This is a genomic window from Bradyrhizobium sp. Mp19, from assembly GCF_029952935.1.
GTDB lineage: Bacteria > Pseudomonadota > Alphaproteobacteria > Rhizobiales > Xanthobacteraceae > Bradyrhizobium > Bradyrhizobium elkanii.
This window is the reverse complement of sequence record NZ_JASAUT010000069.1, coordinates 1-16,696: the sequence shown is the minus strand read 5'-3', so window position 1 is coordinate 16,696 and position 16,696 is coordinate 1. Positions and strand designations below refer to the sequence as shown.

Annotated in this window: 13 protein-coding genes and 1 tRNA gene; 6 read left to right on the top strand and 8 right to left on the bottom strand. The window is 64.2% G+C overall.

Annotated elements, in window-relative coordinates:
• Window positions 1–56 precede the first annotated feature (56 nt).
• The 3 genes from carB to QJT82_RS39415 all read right to left on the bottom strand — a co-directional run bounded on the left by carB (window position 57) and on the right by QJT82_RS39415 (window position 4,686).
• Entirely contained in the window at window positions 57–3,521 is a 3,465-nt protein-coding gene (gene carB / locus QJT82_RS39425; RefSeq protein WP_028344086.1) for a carbamoyl-phosphate synthase large subunit, read from the bottom strand.
• Window positions 3,522–3,843: 322 nt separating this feature from the next.
• Window positions 3,844–3,919, bottom strand: a tRNA-OTHER gene (locus QJT82_RS39420).
• A 77-nt stretch (window positions 3,920–3,996) separates the two neighbouring features.
• Entirely contained in the window at window positions 3,997–4,686 is a 690-nt protein-coding gene (locus QJT82_RS39415; RefSeq protein ID WP_028344085.1) for a class I SAM-dependent methyltransferase, read from the bottom strand.
• Window positions 4,687–4,810: 124 nt separating this feature from the next.
• Here QJT82_RS39415 and QJT82_RS39410 point away from each other — a divergent pair, with 124 nt between their 5' ends.
• Entirely contained in the window at window positions 4,811–5,338 is a 528-nt protein-coding gene (locus QJT82_RS39410; protein ID WP_028344084.1) for a DNA starvation/stationary phase protection protein, read from the top strand.
• A gap of 106 nt (window positions 5,339–5,444) precedes the next feature.
• Here QJT82_RS39410 and QJT82_RS39405 read toward each other — a convergent pair whose 3' ends face one another.
• From QJT82_RS39405 to carA, 5 genes are all read right to left on the bottom strand, one after another.
• On the bottom strand, window positions 5,445–6,908 hold the full coding sequence (locus tag QJT82_RS39405) for a DUF1254 domain-containing protein (protein WP_028344083.1): 1,464 nt from the start codon (window positions 6,906–6,908) through the stop codon (window positions 5,445–5,447).
• 509 nt (window positions 6,909–7,417) lie between these two features.
• Complete coding sequence (locus QJT82_RS39400) at window positions 7,418–7,939, bottom strand: hypothetical protein (protein ID WP_028344082.1); 522 nt, start codon at window positions 7,937–7,939, stop codon at window positions 7,418–7,420.
• A 71-nt stretch (window positions 7,940–8,010) separates the two neighbouring features.
• Window positions 8,011–9,111, bottom strand: coding sequence for a mandelate racemase/muconate lactonizing enzyme family protein (locus tag QJT82_RS39395; RefSeq protein ID WP_196238241.1), 1,101 nt, complete (start codon window positions 9,109–9,111; stop codon window positions 8,011–8,013).
• A 150-nt stretch (window positions 9,112–9,261) separates the two neighbouring features.
• Window positions 9,262–9,756 (bottom strand): PaaI family thioesterase, encoded by a 495-nt coding sequence (locus tag QJT82_RS39390; RefSeq protein WP_028344080.1) that lies wholly within the window; start codon window positions 9,754–9,756, stop codon window positions 9,262–9,264.
• Between the two features lie 146 nt (window positions 9,757–9,902).
• Window positions 9,903–11,096 (bottom strand): glutamine-hydrolyzing carbamoyl-phosphate synthase small subunit, encoded by a 1,194-nt coding sequence (gene carA, locus QJT82_RS39385; protein WP_028344079.1) that lies wholly within the window; start codon window positions 11,094–11,096, stop codon window positions 9,903–9,905.
• Window positions 11,097–11,256: 160 nt separating this feature from the next.
• Here carA and QJT82_RS39380 point away from each other — a divergent pair, with 160 nt between their 5' ends.
• The 5 genes from QJT82_RS39380 to QJT82_RS39360 all read left to right on the top strand — a co-directional run bounded on the left by QJT82_RS39380 (window position 11,257) and on the right by QJT82_RS39360 (window position 16,506).
• The gene (locus QJT82_RS39380; protein WP_028344078.1) at window positions 11,257–11,958 is read left to right on the top strand and encodes an alpha/beta hydrolase; all 702 of its coding nucleotides are present in this window, start codon (window positions 11,257–11,259) and stop codon (window positions 11,956–11,958) included.
• A gap of 58 nt (window positions 11,959–12,016) precedes the next feature.
• Window positions 12,017–12,472: a GatB/YqeY domain-containing protein gene (locus QJT82_RS39375; protein ID WP_028344077.1), complete on the top strand. Its 456-nt coding sequence runs from the start codon at window positions 12,017–12,019 to the stop codon at window positions 12,470–12,472.
• Window positions 12,473–12,591: 119 nt separating this feature from the next.
• A complete protein-coding gene (gene folE, locus QJT82_RS39370; protein ID WP_028344076.1) occupies window positions 12,592–13,209 on the top strand; it encodes a GTP cyclohydrolase I FolE in 618 nt (205 codons plus the stop codon).
• 27 nt (window positions 13,210–13,236) lie between these two features.
• Window positions 13,237–14,757 (top strand): FAD-dependent oxidoreductase, encoded by a 1,521-nt coding sequence (locus tag QJT82_RS39365; RefSeq protein WP_028344075.1) that lies wholly within the window; start codon window positions 13,237–13,239, stop codon window positions 14,755–14,757.
• Window positions 14,758–14,895: 138 nt separating this feature from the next.
• On the top strand, window positions 14,896–16,506 hold the full coding sequence (locus QJT82_RS39360) for an acyl-CoA synthetase (RefSeq protein WP_028344074.1): 1,611 nt from the start codon (window positions 14,896–14,898) through the stop codon (window positions 16,504–16,506).
• Window positions 16,507–16,696 lie beyond the last annotated feature (190 nt).

Below are 16,696 nucleotides of genomic sequence, written 5' to 3'. Positions count from 1 at the left end.
GTGAGTTCCAGCCATTCGGCTAATTGACCGCTTCGGGCCTTCAGCCCGGGCAGCGGTCAGCTTTCGGAAAAGTAACTCTGAAGCGTGCGGACCTCAAGGTCCCCGGCCCGATAGGCCCGGATTCCCCGTGCGGCCGCCACCGCGCCCGAAAGAGTGGTGTAATATGGCACTTTATGCAAGAGGGCAGCCCGCCGCAGCGAGCGGCTGTCGGCCAGTGCCTGCGGACCTTCGGTGGTATTGAAGACCAGCTGGACGTCGCCATTGGTGATGGCGTCGACGATGTGCGGACGGCCTTCGAGCACCTTGTTCACCTTTTCCGTCGGCACGCCGTTGTCGCTGAGATAGCGCTGCGTGCCCGAAGTTGCCATCACCTTGAAGCCGAGCGAGTGCAACAGCCGCACCGCATCCGCGATGCGCATCTTGTCGTCGCCGCGCACCGAGACGAACACCGTACCCTGACGCGGCACGCGCGTGCCGCCGCCGAGCTGGCTCTTCGCGAACGCGACCTCGAAGGAGCGGTCGATGCCCATCACTTCGCCGGTCGAACGCATCTCCGGTCCGAGCACGGTGTCGACGCCGGGGAAGCGCGCGAACGGGAATACCGATTCCTTCACGCCGACATGGCCGAGCTTCTTCTTCTTCAGCTTGAAGTCGGCGAGCTTCTCGCCGGCCATGATCCGTGCCGCGATCTTGGCGACCGGCGTGCCGATCACCTTGGCGACGAACGGCACGGTGCGGGATGCGCGCGGGTTGACCTCGAGCACGTAGATCTCGCCGTCCTTGATGGCGTATTGCACGTTCATCAGGCCGACCACGTCGAGCCCGAGCGCGAGCTCGCGGGTCTGCCGCTCCAGCTCCTCGATGGTCCTGGCGTCGAGCGAATGCGGCGGCAGCGAGCAGGCGGAGTCGCCGGAATGGATGCCGGCTTCCTCGATGTGCTCCATGATGCCGACGATGAAGGTGTCCTTGCCGTCGCAGAGGCAGTCGACGTCGACTTCGGTCGCGTCGGACAGATAGCGGTCGAACAGCAGCGGGTTCTTGCCGAGCACGGTGTTGATCTGTCCGGTCTTGTCGTTCGGGTAGCGCGCCTTGACGTCGGCGGGCACCAGCTCAGGCAGCGTTCCCAGCAGGTAGTCGTTGAGCTGGTTCTCCTCGCGGATGATCTGCATCGCGCGGCCGCCGAGCACGTAGGACGGACGCACCACCAGCGGCAGGTCGAGATCGGCGGCGACCAGGCGGGCCTGCTCGACCGAATAGGCGATGCCGTTCTTCGGCTGCTTGAGACGCAGCTTGTCGAGCACGCGCTTGAAGCGGTCGCGGTCCTCGGCAAGGTCGATCGCGTCGGGCGAGGTGCCGAGGATCGGCACTTCGGCGGCTTCGAGCGCGCGGGCAAGCTTCAGCGGGGTCTGGCCGCCGAACTGCACGATCACGCCGTGCAGCGTGCCGTTCTTGCGCTCGGTCGAGATGATCTCCAGCACGTCTTCGGCGGTGAGTGGCTCGAAATACAGCCGGTCGGCGGTGTCGTAGTCGGTCGACACCGTTTCCGGGTTGCAGTTGACCATGATGGTCTCGTAACCGGCGTCCTCGAGCGCAAAGCAGGCATGACAGCAGCAATAGTCGAACTCGATGCCCTGGCCGATGCGGTTCGGCCCGCCGCCGAGGATGATCACCTTCTTGCGGTCCGACGGCGCGCTCTCGTCGGCAAATTCGCCGGCGAACGGCCGCTCATAGGTCGAATACATGTAGGCGGTCGGCGAAGCGAACTCCGCCGCGCAGGTGTCGATGCGCTTGAACACCGGGCGCACCCCGAGCGCGTGGCGCTTGGCGGTGACGTCGGCCTCGGTGGTCTCCGTGAGCACGGCGAGCCGCGCGTCGGAGAAGCCCATCGCCTTCAGCATCCGCATCGCGAACGCATTGGTCGGCAGGCCGCTGCTGCGGATCTTGCCTTCCATCTCGACGATGGCGCGCAGCTCCGCGAGGAACCAGGGATCGATCTTGCAGGAATTGAAGATATCCTCGTTCGACCAGCCGAGCCGCATCGCCTGCGCGACCTGCAGCAGGCGGTTCGGCGTCGGCGTGCCGAGCGCGGCGCGGATCGCGTTCTTGTCGTCGCTGCGGCCGAGGCCCTCGATGTCGATCTCGTCGAGGCCGGTCAGCCCGGTCTCGAGCCCGCGCAGGGCCTTCTGCAGGCTCTCCTGGAAGGTGCGGCCGATCGCCATCACCTCGCCGACCGACTTCATCGAGGTGGTCAGTGTGGAGGAGGCGCCGGGGAATTTCTCGAACGCAAAGCGCGGAATCTTGGTGACGACGTAGTCGATCGTCGGTTCGAACGAGGCCGGCGTCGCGCCGCCGGTGATGTCGTTGGCGATCTCGTCGAGCGTGTAGCCGATCGCAAGCTTGGCCGCGACCTTGGCGATCGGGAAGCCGGTGGCCTTCGAGGCCAGCGCCGACGAGCGCGACACGCGCGGATTCATCTCGATCACGACCATGCGGCCGTCGTCCGGATTGATGCCGAACTGCACGTTGGAGCCGCCGGTCTCGACCCCGATCTCGCGCAGCACCGCAATCGATGCATCGCGCATGATCTGGTATTCCTTGTCGGTGAGCGTCAGCGCCGGCGCCACCGTGATGGAATCGCCGGTGTGCACGCCCATCGGATCGACGTTCTCGATCGAGCAGATGATGATGCAATTGTCCTTCTTGTCGCGCACCACCTCCATCTCGAACTCTTTCCAGCCGAGAACGGATTCCTCGATCAGCACCTCGTTGGTCGGCGAGGCATCGAGGCCGCGCTCGATGATGTCGAGATATTCTTCCTTGTTGTAGGCGATGCCGCCGCCGGTGCCGCCGAGCGTGAAGGAGGGGCGGATGATCGCGGGCAGGCCGATGTCGGACAGCGCCATCAGCGCTTCGGCCAAGGCCTGCTGCTGGTAGCGCTTGCGCCGCTCGTTCTCGCCGCCTTCCCACTGCCGTTCGAAGGCTTCGAGCTCAGGACCGGACAGCTTGGCCTGATCGGCGAGGTACTTGTCGCGGTCGGACTTCTTCAGCGCCGACGCATTCGCGAGCCGCGACCTCGGCGTCTGCAGCCCGATCTTCTCCATGGCGTCGCGGAAGAGCTGGCGGTCTTCGGCCTTGTCGATGGCGTCGGCGGTGGCGCCGATCATCTCGACGTCGAACTTCTCCAGCGTACCCTGCTTGCGCAGCGACAGCGCGCAGTTCAGCGCGGTCTGGCCGCCCATGGTCGGCAGCAGCGCGAAGCCGCCGGGCAGGACGTAGCGTTCCTTTTCGATGATCTTGGCGACGATTTCGGGTGTGATCGGCTCGATATAGGTCGCGTCCGCCAGCTCCGGGTCGGTCATGATCGTGGCCGGGTTGGAATTGACCAGGACGATCCGAAAGCCCTCTTCCTTGAGCGTCTTGCAGGCCTGCGTGCCGGAATAGTCGAACTCGCAGGCCTGGCCGATCACGATGGGACCGGCGCCGATGATCAGGATGGTGGAGATGTCGGTTCTTTTGGGCATCAGCTCTCGCGGACTGGAATTTGGGCACAAAAAAAGGGCGCGCTTCCCGCGCGTCCCTCGAGCCATGCGCTACATCTTGTAGCGCCGGAAGCGCGATCCTTCGCGCGCGGGTGGTCTTTAGACCAGTTTCCGCACCCGCGAAACCCCCAAAAGCGCCCAATCAACCGTGATTCTGGGGGAAATTCCTCGTTCGACGCATGGCCAGGTGGGGGCGAGGGATGTGGGAGGGGGCTACCGGCCCGGCTTCGCCCTGCGGGCTACGCCGCGGCAGCCTTCGCCACGAGAAGGCTTGCCGAGCCGAAGCTGCGTCAGCAGCGAAGGCTGGAGGCCCGGCCTGGATTTGAACCAGGATAAACAGTGTTGCACCACTGCCGCGTCGACGCTTCCGCCACCGGGCCGAGCGGATCATTGCTGATTATTTCAGCCGCCGCTATGTTTCCTTCTGGGTAACGTTAACGCGTCGTGCAACCCTGGATCAGTGGTGCGCCACGAACGTCATCCGCCACGGATTGTGCCCGATGTTGCGCGGCGCGCGCGCAGCGCTGAACCCCGCGGCGCCGAGCTTCGCGATCATCTCGTCCTCGCGGTAGCGCTGCAGTCCGATCCTGGTGCGCAGCTGGCGGTAGTCGGACAGTGCGGTTGAAGCCAGCCCGACCAGTGCATCGCGGAGGAAGCCGTGGGTCGCCGCAAAGCGCAGCAGTGCCACGACATCCCTCGCCATGCCGACTTCGGGCCGCAGGATATCGCCGAGCACGAACCGGCCGGAGGGCTTCAGCACGCGGTGGATCACGTCGAACGCGGAATCGAGCTCCTGCGGCGTCATGTACTGCGCCACCGAGTTCATCACCACGAGGTCGATCGAGTCCGCGTCCATGTGCTTCAGATCATCGAGCGAGCGGACACGGATTCGGGTGTCGGGCGCAAAGCGCGCGACCAGACGGCCGCGTACGCCGGGCGCCGGCTCCGCCAGATAGAGCTGGGCGCAGGCATTGGCGACCGTCGCCGCCGACAGCGCCTCGCCGCAGGCATAATCAAGCACCACGGCATCCGGCGAAGCGATGTAGCCGATGATGTCGTTCGCGATGATCTGGAAATGCAGGTCACGGTGCAGTCGGCTCGCATAGATCGTATGCGTGGAATCGTAGTAATCGATCCATTCATCCATCGCGTTTGGTATCCGGCAGAACGGGGTTCCTGGCCTCAGGAACGGGTGGGCTGATGATGCGTTAGCGGTCCGGCGGCCAATGTTCAATGCGCCGAAATACGGGTTCCTAACAGGAAGGTCCAACGTGAGCAAAGCCAAGACTGACAAGATCTCGCCCGATCTCGACACGCCGAGCGACCTGCCGCAGGCCGCGGTGGACACGATCTCGGCCTCGCTCAACACGCTTCTGGCTGACGCCTTCGCGCTCTATCTGAAGACCAAGAATTTCCATTGGCACGTCAGCGGCCGGCATTTTCATGATTACCATTTGTTGCTGGACGAGCAGTCCGAGGCGATCTTCGCGACCACCGACCAGCTCGCAGAGCGGGTGCGCAAGCTTGGCGGCGCGACGCTGAAGTCGATCGGCGATATCGCCAGGCATCAGACCATCAAGGACAATGACGACGATTATGTGCCGCCTCGCGAAATGCTGCGCGAGTTGATGGAAGACAACAAGCACATGGCGGCCGCGATGCGCAAGGCACACAAGCTGGCCGACGACCAGGAGGACTCCGGCACCGCGGGCCTGCTCGAAACCTTCATCGACGAAACCGAGCGCCGCACCTGGTTCCTGTTCGAGGCAAGCCGCCAGGAAGGCAGCAACGCGGCGTAAGCTGCGCGCCCGCACCCGCGAGGCAGCAATCCAGAGCTGTTTTGCTCCGGATTGCTTTGCCAGGGTCGCTGTCTGGCCGCTCGGCAGCGGTCAGTGCGGTTGAAGCTTACTGAGCCGAGAAACCCACCGTCGTCTGCGATCTCTCGATCGGCGGAGGATTCCACTTTCCGGTCAGCGCCTCCGATTTCGGACCGTAGAGGCGCATGGTCAGGTTGAAGGCTCCCTTCGGCGCCGGAAGCCAGTTGGCTTCCTTGTCCTTGCCTGGATTCTCGTTCTGGAAGTAGAGATCGAGTGAGCCGTCCGGGTTGTATTTGAACGGCATCCAGCTGGACACAGCGAAGCGGTTCAGCACGTTACCGACCTGGAATCCTTCCTGGTCGTAGAGCGTGATCGACCAGAAAGCATTAACCGGTGGGGTGGCGCCCTTGTCGAACGTGATCGTATACTTGTTAGCGCCGTCGAGCGGTTTGCCGGTACTGTCGGCGAGATTGAGCGGATAAATGGCGTCCTCCGGCAGGTTGGCGCCAAGCCCGACCTGCGCGACAATAGCACGCTTCAAATAGTAGTTGCCGTAAACGCCCATCGTGTCGGTGTTCATCGACCAGCCATTCACAACGCGCGCCAGCGTCGGCACCTTCCACGCCATCAGCTTCTGCCCGTCCTGCGGCGCTGTCTCCAGTGCCCGTTGCAGGACCGGGTCGAGCTTGCTGATTTCAAAGCTCTTGCCAGGCTCGATGCCTATCTTCTTCATCTGCGCGATGATCGGCTCATCGGTGATGTGCGGCGGGTGAAGCTTGAGTAGCTCTGCGGCTTGCGCAAAGTAGACACCGGCCGACATGGTATCGACCTGCACCTTCGGCGCCGTCTTCATGTCGATGCCGGGATCGATCCTGACCTCGGTCGGCTTCGGCGTCTTGCCGAACTCGGACAGCAGCGTGACCTTGTAGCCGGCCTGGATCTTGTGGACCGCATCATAGTCCGGCGGGCCGTCCGTCTTGGTGCGGCCGATGACCCAGACGTAAGGCGTCGGCGCGTCGATGCGCTGGGTATCCTTCGGAAGCTTGAACTCCTCCGCAAACCTGTCGCGCAGATCAGGCCGCCATCCCGGGGCCGTCACCAGAAAGGTCCCCGCTTTGGTACCCGTGGTGCGCCAGCCGGGCGAGGCAAACACATCCGACCACATGTCCAGCATGGGCAGCAAATAGAAGCGTCCATCGGTATCGGGAACGGAGACGACAACCGGCTCCTTGGTCATGTCCAGCCATGAAACGGAATAGAGCGTATCGAAGTTGGACCGCACCACGCCCTTGAAATTCGCCGGTGGGTATTCGGGGATGTTGACGAAGGTGTTCATCGGGCCCTTGAAGTTCTCTTTGCCGGGCTCGACGTTGGTGAACTGCTTTCGCGTGATGTCCATCGTCAGGAGCGGGTAGAAGTAAATATAGGCGTCCACCGCGATCGCGTGCGCCTCCTGCTCGTTGATTGCCGGGGCCGTCTGAGCCAGCGCTGCAGGCGCGGCAGCCGCGCCGATGCATAGAGACAATGTCAGCGTCAGAATTCCTCGAAACATGTCGAATTCTCCTCTTCTGATATGTGTTGCGGTTGCTTGGGAAGCGCGGAGCATCTGATGCCGTCAGGTGATGTGTATGACCTCCATTGCTCATGCAAAAAAGCAGCAGCGGACGCGGGAGCTCTGTCACTCCCGCAGATGAATCGCGTGCCTTAAGGTGTCATTGGCGGCATAAATCGCCGCAGCGATGCTGACTTAAATCAAGGTTCTTTGAAAAGTGATGCCGGCAGGCTTAACGTTGAAAAGGGCTGCACTACCTCCACGCGTGGCACTCTAGCACGGGCAGGAAGCGGGAGCGAGTAGCGCTCAATATGGCGACAGGCCGAATCGTCAGCGGCCCCACGGGCATTCTCTGCCCGCATAGTTTAGGGAATCCGTTGAGCGCGCAAAAAGAGCCGCACGCATAACGATTGGGCTACGTAATTCCGATAATCAATTTAGGTTGCCTGTATCCCGTCACCTTCCCCAAGGGGGAGAACGAAGCACAGCCCGTTCGACAATCTTGAATCCTAGCGCTTCCACAGCCGCACCAGCGGCCCGTCCTTGCCGATCACCGGATCGGTCGCGGGGGGCGCGACCAGCGGGATCGTCTTCAGCGCCCTGGCGCGGTTCTCGGGCGTCGGCCGCTGCAGATCCATCGGCGGGCCCGGCGGATAGGCGCCGATGACGCAGAAATCGTCACTCGCCGACAGGCATTGATGCCCGGTGCCGGCGGGCAGGATCGCAACGTCGCCTGCTGCGATCTCCAGCGCCCGCCCGTGGTCGCCGCCGAACTGCACGCGCGCGCGGCCGCGGGCGACGCCCAGCACCTCGTGCACGGTGGCGTGGTAATGCGCGAAGTCGTAGACGCCGTTGCGCCACATCGCGCCCCAGCCGTTCTTGCCGAACAGCTGCTCGATGCTGGCCTCGGGATTCTTGCTGACGTCGACGGCGGCCTTGTAGACCAGGAACGGCATCGGGTTGTTCGGCACCAGACCGTCGTCCTGGAAGACGATGGTCAGGGGCTCGATATCGGCACGGACGACCGACATGGTGGCTCTCCAGCGTTGCGAGGTGCCGTGGTCTCCAGACCAACAAACCGGCGGTCCGCAAACCGTTCCAGCTAGATCTTGAACTTCAACACGTCTTCCTTGAACCTGAGCCCGTGCCCGGGCCGCTCCGGCGCGGTGATCATGCCGTTGGCGATCTCGGGCGGGTCGACCCAGAGATCGTCGATCAGCGCCATGTTCTCGCACCAGATGCCGTTCGGAATCGAAGCCAAGAGGTGCACATTGAGTTCGGGAAACAGGTGCGGCGCGATGGTGATGCCGAACGTGTCCGCAAGCGCCGCGATCTTGCGCAGGTCGGTCATGCCGCCGCGCATCGGGTCGGGTTGCAGGATCGGCAGGCAGGGATTGAGAAAGAACGGCCGCAGATCGTAGCGCGTGAAATGCGTCTCGCCGCCGACGACGCGCATGTCCAGCGCCGCCGCGATGCGCTGGTAGCCGGCGAAGTCATCGGCAGGCACCGGCTCCTCGAGCCAGTAGATATCGTACTTCTCGAACTTGCGTCCCATCTCGATGGCGACATCGGCGCTCCAGCCCATGTTGACGTCGATCATGATGTCGATGTCGGGCCCGAGCGCCTCGCGCATGCGGCGGACATTGTCGAGGTCCTGCGCGGGCGTGTGAACATGCGCGACCTGCATCTTGATCGCCTTGTAGCCCTGCTTCACGAAATGCAGCGCCTTCTCGATCATCCCGTCGCCGCCGGCGCCCCGGAAGCAACCGGAACCATAGATCGGGATTTCCGAGCGATAATGCCCCCACAACCGGTGCAGCGGCAGGCCGGCGCGTTTCCCTACCGCGTCCCACAGCGCGATGTCGAGCGCCGACATCGCCATCGCGGCGATGCCGCCGCGGCCATAGGTCATGGTCGCCGTCCACAGATCGCGCCAGATCGCCTCGATCGCGGTGGCGTCCTTGCCGATGACGCGCGGGATGATGCACTCGTCGAGACAGGCCGCGATCGACTTCATCGCCGGCTTGAACACGAACAGATAGCCCATGCCGGTGACACCGCCGGACGTCTCGACGTCGCAGATCAGAATGTCGCGCGTCGCGCCGAGCGCCGCGCCTTTCAGCCAGGGATCGTCGGCCCAGGGCAGCCGCAGCATCGTCACGCGGATGTCGCGGATGGTCATGTCTGAATGCGCTGAAATCATCGGCGTTCCCTTTCCAGGCCGGATCATGTTTGCCTGATCTCGGACAGGGAAACTCAATCACAGAGCGCAGGCCGCGATCCAGCGCGCTTCGTCATGGCTCCAATGCGCCAAGATGTGGCGCCAAGATCTGGCGCCAAGACGCGATTGCCTTCAGCTATTCTTGGGCAACTCGAACACCAGGCAGGTCGTGGTGGCATGCGCGAGCAGCTTGCCCTTGTCGTCGGTAATCCGCGCTTCCGCGGTCGCAACACGGCGCCCGGCGTTGAGCACGTGGCCCTCGGTGCGGATTTTGCCGGTGTCCTGGCTCATGCCGCGGACGAAGGAGATCTTGAACTCCAGCGTGGTGTAACCAAAGCCCTGCGGCAGCGTGGTCTGCACCGCAAGCCCCATCGCGGAATCCAGCAGGATCGCGGCGTAGCCGCCATGCACCGAGCCGATCGGGTTGTAGTGGCGCAGGCCCGGGATGCTGTGGATCACCACATGGCCGTCGGCGGTGCAGTCGAACGGCTCGACATTCTCCATGATCGGAGGCTCCGGCAGGGTTCGGGCGAAGATGCCGCGCACGAAGTCGAGCGCCGGCATCGATGCCATCACCGCCATCGAGGAGACGCCGTAGACGGGCTTCGGGGTGGCGGGGGCGGTCATGTCGAGATTTCCCGTGATGTGATGCGAAGACGCATTGTCGCTGTCGGTGCTAGCCGCGCACAACTGCTGTCATGCCCGGACTTGATCCGGGCATCCATCTTTCTTCAGGGGATGGATTGCCGGGTCAAGCCCGGCAATGACGATCGCTAAGCCGCGCGCTTGTTCTTCCGCATCAAATCGGCAAAGCGCTGGAACAGGTAATGCGAGTCGCGCGGGCCGGGCGAGGCTTCCGGGTGATACTGCACCGAGAACACCGGCTTGCCCTCGAGCGCGATGCCGCAATTGGAGCCGTCGAACAGCGAGATATGGGTCTGGGTCGCGCCTTTCGGCAACGTCGCCTGGTCCACGGCAAAGCCGTGGTTCATCGAGGTGATCTCGACCTTGCCGGTGGTCTCGTCCTTGACCGGATGATTGGCGCCGTGATGACCCTGATGCATCTTCATGGTCTTGGCCCCGACGGCAAGGCCAAGCATCTGGTGGCCGAGGCAGATGCCGAAGGTCGGCGTCCCCGAAGCGATCACCTTCTGGATGACGGGCACGGCATATTTGCCGGTCGCGGCGGGATCGCCGGGGCCGTTCGACAGGAACACGCCGTCCGGCTTCATCGCCAGGATGTCCTCGGCGGCGGTCGTCGCCGGCACCACGGTCACCTTGGCGCCGACGCCGGCGAGCAGGCGCAGGATGTTGCGCTTGATGCCGTAGTCGATCGCGACCACGTTGAATTCCGGCGCAGTCTGCTGGCCGAAACCGTTGCCCCACACCCAGGGCGTCTCATCCCAGGTGAAGCGCTGGCCGGAGGTGACCATCGGCACCAGGTCCATGCCCTCGAGGCCGGGCCATTCGCGGGCCTCTTCCTTCAGTCCGTGCAGGTCGAACTCGCCGTTCCTGGCGTGCGCGATCACCGCATTGGGCATGCCCTTGGAGCGGATCAGCGCAGTCAGCGCGCGGGTGTCGATGCCGGAGAGGCCGATGATGCCGCGCGCCTTCAACCACAGGTCGAGATGGCGGGTGGCGCGGTAATTCGAGGGATCCGTGATCGCCGAGCGCAGGATCACGCCGCGCGCGCCGGGCGTCGCCGCCATGTTCACCGTCTCGATGTCTTCCTCGTTGGTACCGACATTGCCGATATGCGGGAAGGTGAAGGTGATGATCTGGCCGGCATAGGACGGATCGGTGAGGATCTCCTCATAGCCGGTCATCGCGGTGTTGAAGCAGACCTCGCCGACGGCGTGGCCTTCCGCGCCGAGACCGAAGCCTTCCAGCACGGTACCATCGGCGAGCACAAGGAGCGCGGTCGGTTTATGGTCCGGCCAGGCGGGAGCGTTTTCGGATGTTGTCATGAGCCCTTTAAATAGACGCCGCACCCTGCGGCGTCAAAGCGAAAGGGCACGGATTCACACGGCAATACCGCCCGATTTGACAGGCCGGAACGGCCTTTTAATCTAAAGTTCCTTGTAACGGCCGTTTGCTTGCCGAAAATGACCCGTCCGGAGCTCCCGCATGGATAATACGATGCCGATCCTGCTCGTCCCGGGCCTCATCTGCTCGCCGCGGATTTTCGCCCCGGTCATCCCGGCGCTGTGGCGATGCGGGCCGGTGACGGTCGCCAACCATGTCAGGGACGACAATATGGGGGCGATCGCCCGCCGGATCCTGGCCGAGGCGCCGCCGCGCTTTGCGCTCGCCGGGCACTCGATGGGCGGCTACATCGCCTTCGAGATCATGCGGCAGGCGCCGGAGCGGGTTGCGAAGCTGGCGCTGATGAGCACCCAGGCGCGGGCCGACACGCCGGAAGCGACCGCACGCCGTCGCGGCATGATCGAGCGTGCCAGAAGCGGCCAATATCGTAGCGTCGTCGACGAGCTCTATCCGGGCTTCGTGCACCCGTCGCGGCAGGGCGATGCAAGTTTGCGCCAGATTGTCGACGACATGAGCGAGGACGTCGGCGCGGAGGCCTTCATCCGCCAGCAAAACGCGGTGCTCAGCCGGCCGGATTCGCGGCCGAGCATGGCCTGGATCAAGTGCCCGACACTGGTGCTGACGTCGGATACCGACAACACCGTTCCGAATTCGCTGTCGGACGAGATGGCCAACGGCATTCCCGGTGCCAGGCTCGTGGTGCTGGCCAATTGCGGTCACTTGCCGCAACTGGAACAGCCGCAGGCCTGCGCCGCTGCGCTGGTCGAATGGCTGAGGAACTAGGTTGTTCTGCCGGTGCAAACTGCCTAGATGAGGGGATTGCTGGTTCAAGGACAACGAAATGCTGCGCGACGACATCAATACTGCGGTCAAGGAAGCGATGAAGGCGAAGGACGAGCGCAAGCTCTCCACGCTGCGCATGGTTAATTCGACCATCAAGAACGCCGACATCGACGCGCGCGGGCAGGGCAAGCCGCCACTCTCCGATGCCGACCTGCTCGGCCTGCTGCAGAAGATGATCAAGCAGCGCCAGGAGTCGGTCGAGCTCTACGACAAGGGCGGCCGCGCCGAGCTCGCGGCCCAGGAGCGCGAGGAGATCGCCGTGATCTCGGCGTACCTGCCGAAGCAGATGTCCGATGACGACGTGAAGGCCGCGATCTCGGCGATCATCGCCGAGACCAACGCAGCCGGCATCAAGGACATGGGCAAGGTGATCGGCGCGCTGAAGGCGAAATACGCCGGCCAGATGGATTTCGGCAAGGCCAGCGGCCTCGTCAAGGCGGCGCTGACGGGCTAGCCGTTCGTCCCGGGTGGCTTGCGGCGCAATGTGCCGCGGGCCGAATTGCGGGAACCTTTCTGCTGACGGAGCATCTGACGGGCATGATCTCGTGATGACGCCGCAAAGGAAAGGCCCCGATGAACCCGATTGTGCATGCGCTGGATCGTGCAAGAGCTGCTCAAACCGAATCCGACAAGCCGACCCGGGCCGAAGTCGAGGCCGCAGTCCGCACCATCATCCGCTGGACCGGTGACGATCCCGAGCGGGATGGTTTGCTTGAAACTCCGGCGCGCGTGACGCGTTCGTTCGAGGAGTTCTTTGCGGGTTACGACCAGCGTCCCGCGGAGATCCTGGAAAAGACCTTCGAGGAGATCGAAGGCTACGACGAAATGATTGCCCTGCGGGGCATCCGTTTCGAGAGCCATTGCGAGCATCACATGGCGCCGATCATCGGTCAGGCCTGGGTTGCCTACATCCCGAACGGCCGCGTGGTCGGCATCAGCAAGCTCGCGCGGGTGGTCGACATCTATGCCAGGCGTTTGCAGATTCAGGAGAAGATGACGGCGCAGATCGCCAACACCATCAACGACGTCTTGAGGCCTCAGGGCGTGGGCGTCATCATCAAGGCGTCGCATCACTGCATGACGACCCGTGGCGTGCACAAGCCGGACACCGATCTCGTGACCAGCCGCATGCTGGGTTGCTTTCGCGACAATGCGCTAACCCGCCAGGAATTCCTCGGGATAGCGGTTTAGAGCGTCACAGGGCAATGGAGGAACGATATGGCCGATCAGCAAGCTCCTTCCGGTCCGGATCTGACACAGGGCGTGGCACTCTCCGACTTCCCGGGCGCGATGCTGCTCGGCCATGTCGGCGACGAGGACGTGCTGCTGGTGCGTTCGGGCGCGGACATCTTCGCCATCGACGCGCATTGCAGCCATTACCACGGCCCGCTCGCCGAAGGCCTTCTTGAGGGCGAGACCGTCCATTGCCCCTGGCATCATGCCTGTTTCGATATTCGCACCGGCGAAGCGACCGCCGCGCCCGCCTTCAACGCGCTCGCGGTCTGGAAGGTCGAGCGCGAGGGCGATCGCATCATCGTGCGCGAGAAGCGCGCGCAGCCGAAATTCCGCGTCAAGGGTCCGGTGGATGCGCCCGGCAGCATCGTGATTGTCGGCGGCGGCGGGGCAGGGTTTGCCGCCGCCGAGATGCTGCGGCGGCAGGACTATCGCGGCAGCATCATCATGCTGAGCGGCGAGGCCACGCCGCCGGTAGATCGGCCGAACCTGTCCAAGGATTTCCTCGCCGGCAGCGCGCCGGAAGACTGGCTGCCGCTGAAGCCGGACGATTTCTATCGTGACGCGGCGATCGATCTGAGACTCAGGACCGAGGTCAAGTCGATCGACGCCGGCCGCCGCAATGTCGTGCTCGCCGGCGGCGAAACGATTCCGTATGACCGGCTGCTGCTGGCGACCGGCGCGGAGCCGGTGCGGCTGCCGATCCCGGGCGCGGACCAGCCCCACGTTCATGTGTTGCGCACCGTCGACGATTGCCGGGCGATCATCGCCTCGGCCAGCGGAGCGCGCCGCGCGGTCGTGATCGGTGCAAGCTTCATTGGCCTCGAGGTGGCAGCGTCGTTGCGCGCGCGCCAGATCGAGGTTCACGTGGTCGGGTTGGAACAGCGGCCGATGGAGCGCGTGCTCGGGCCCGAGATGGGCAATTTCGTCCGCGCGCTGCACGAAGAGCATGGCGTCGTATTCCACCTCGGCGACACCGTGACCGCGATTGAGGGCAAGCGTGCGCACCTGAAAAGCGGGCCCGTGCTCGAGGCCGATCTCGTCGTGGTCGGTGTCGGTGTGAAGCCGCGGCTGGCGCTGGCGGAAGCGGCCGGGCTCGCGATCGATCGCGGCGTGAAGGTCGATGCCTATCTTGAGACCAGCGCTTCCGGCGTCTACGCGGCCGGCGATATCGCGCGCTGGCCCGATCCGCACAGCGGCGAGACGATCCGGGTCGAGCACTGGGTGGTGGCGGAGCGCCACGGCCAGACCGCCGCGCGGAATATGCTCGGGCAGCGCGAGGCGTTCGACGCGGTGCCGTTCTTCTGGAGCCAGCATTACGACGTGCCGATCAACTATGTCGGCCATGCCGAGCAGTGGGACGAGATCGCGGTGGATGGCAGCATCGTCGGCAGGGATTGCGTGCTGCGCTACAAGCGCGGCGGGCGCCTGCTCGCGGTCGCATCGATCTATCGCGACCTCGATAGCCTCAAGGCCGAGGTCGCAATGGAGCGGGCGGCAGCCTGACGGGAGGGTTTGTATTCTGACGGCTCCAGAGCGTTTCGAGCGAGGTGGATACCGGTTGGCGTGAAGAAAACGCGTCAAAACGAGAATCTGGAGCCCGTGCCGATTCCATCGGAACGGAAAAGGCTCTAATCTGCGGCCATGCTTCAGGAAGCCAAAACCTACGACGAGCTCTATCGCAACTTCCGCTGGGACGTTCCCGCGCGCTTCAACATGGCGACCGCGTGCTGCGACCGCCATGCCGACGGCACCGGGCGGCTCGCGCTGGTCTATGTCGACGAGGATGGCGGCACCACGCGAACCTCGTTTGACGAGGTGGCGGACGCCTCGCGCCGCTTCGCCAATGTGCTGACCGCCGACGGCCTGGTGCGCGGCGACCTTGTCGCGGTGTTCTTGTCGCAATCGCTCGAACTGCCGGTCGCGCATCTCGCGGCGTTTCGCGCCGCGATGATCTCAATCCCGCTGTTCGCGCTGTTCGGCGAGGACGCGCTCGAATTCCGCCTGTCGAACTCCGCGGCCAAGGCCGTGATCACCGATGAAGCAGGTTGGGAGAAGATCACGAAAATTCGCGATCGCCTGCCCGAGTTGAAGAGCGTCTATATCGTCGGCGAAAAGACGCCGGCGGGGACGAAACCGTTCTGGAGCGCGATCAAGTCGGCGTCGCCTGAGTTCGCGACCGTCGACACCTCGGCCGACGATCCCGCGCTGATCATCTACACGTCAGGCACCACGGGCAACCCGAAGGGCGCGCTGCATGCGCATCGCGTCGTGCTCGGCCATCTGCCCAATGTCGAGATGTGCCACAACTTCCTCCCCAAGCCCGGCGACCTGATGTGGACGCCGGCCGACTGGGCCTGGATCGGCGGCCTGATCAACGGCCTGTTCGCGTTCTGGTACCACGGCATTCCGATGGTCGGGCACCGCGCCCGCAAGTTCGAGCCGCAGGCGGCGATGCAGATGATGGCCGAGCTCGGCATCCGCAACGTGTTCCTGCCGCCGACCGCGCTGAAGCTGATGCGGCAGGCCGATGTGAAGAATTCCGGCGTCAGGCTGCGCAGCATCTTCACCGGCGGCGAGTCGCTCGGCGGCGAATTGCTGGATTGGGTGCGCGACACCTTCGGCATCGATGCCCATGAGGTGTTCGGGCAGACCGAATGCAATCTCGTGATCGGCAGCAATTCCAACCTGTTTCCGATCCGTCCCGGCTCGATGGGCCGCGCCACGCCGGGCTTCGACGTCCGCATCGTCAACGAGAAGGGCGAGGAGCTGCCGCGGGGCCAGCGCGGCATCATCGGCGTGCGCCAGCCGTGCCCCTGCACCATGATCGAGTACTGGCGCAATCCGGAAGCGACCGCGAAGAAATATGCCGGCGAATTCCTGCTGACCGGCGATCTCGGCGTGCAGGATGAGCACGGCTATTTCTGGTACGTCAGCCGCGAGGACGACGTCATCACCACGGCCGGCTATCGCGTTGGCCCGTCCGAGATCGAGCACACGCTGATGAAGCATCCGGCGGTCGCGATGTCGGCGGTGGTCGGCATCCCCGATCCGATCCGCACCGAATCGATCAAGGCCTGGATCGTGCTGCGGCCGGGCTACGCGCCGGGCGATGCCTTGGCGCGCGAGATCCAGGAGTTCGTCAAGGTCCAGCTCGCCGCCCACGAATATCCGCGCTTCGTGCAGTTCGCCGACAGCCTGCCGATGACGGCGACGGGCAAGGTGCTGCGGCGCGAGTTGAGGGCGCTGGGGTAGTTTTCTCCGTCGTCGTCCCGGGCAAGCGCAGCGCGACCCGGGACCCATAACCACAGGGTGAGGTTGTTGCGCGACGCTGTGGCCCCCGCGAGGCCCACACGCAAAGCGGTGGCTATGGGTCCCTGTGTCTTGGAAGTCTGTCAGGATGAGGGTGGGCGGGAAGCCGTTGGGTCCTTGGCGCTTGACGCCG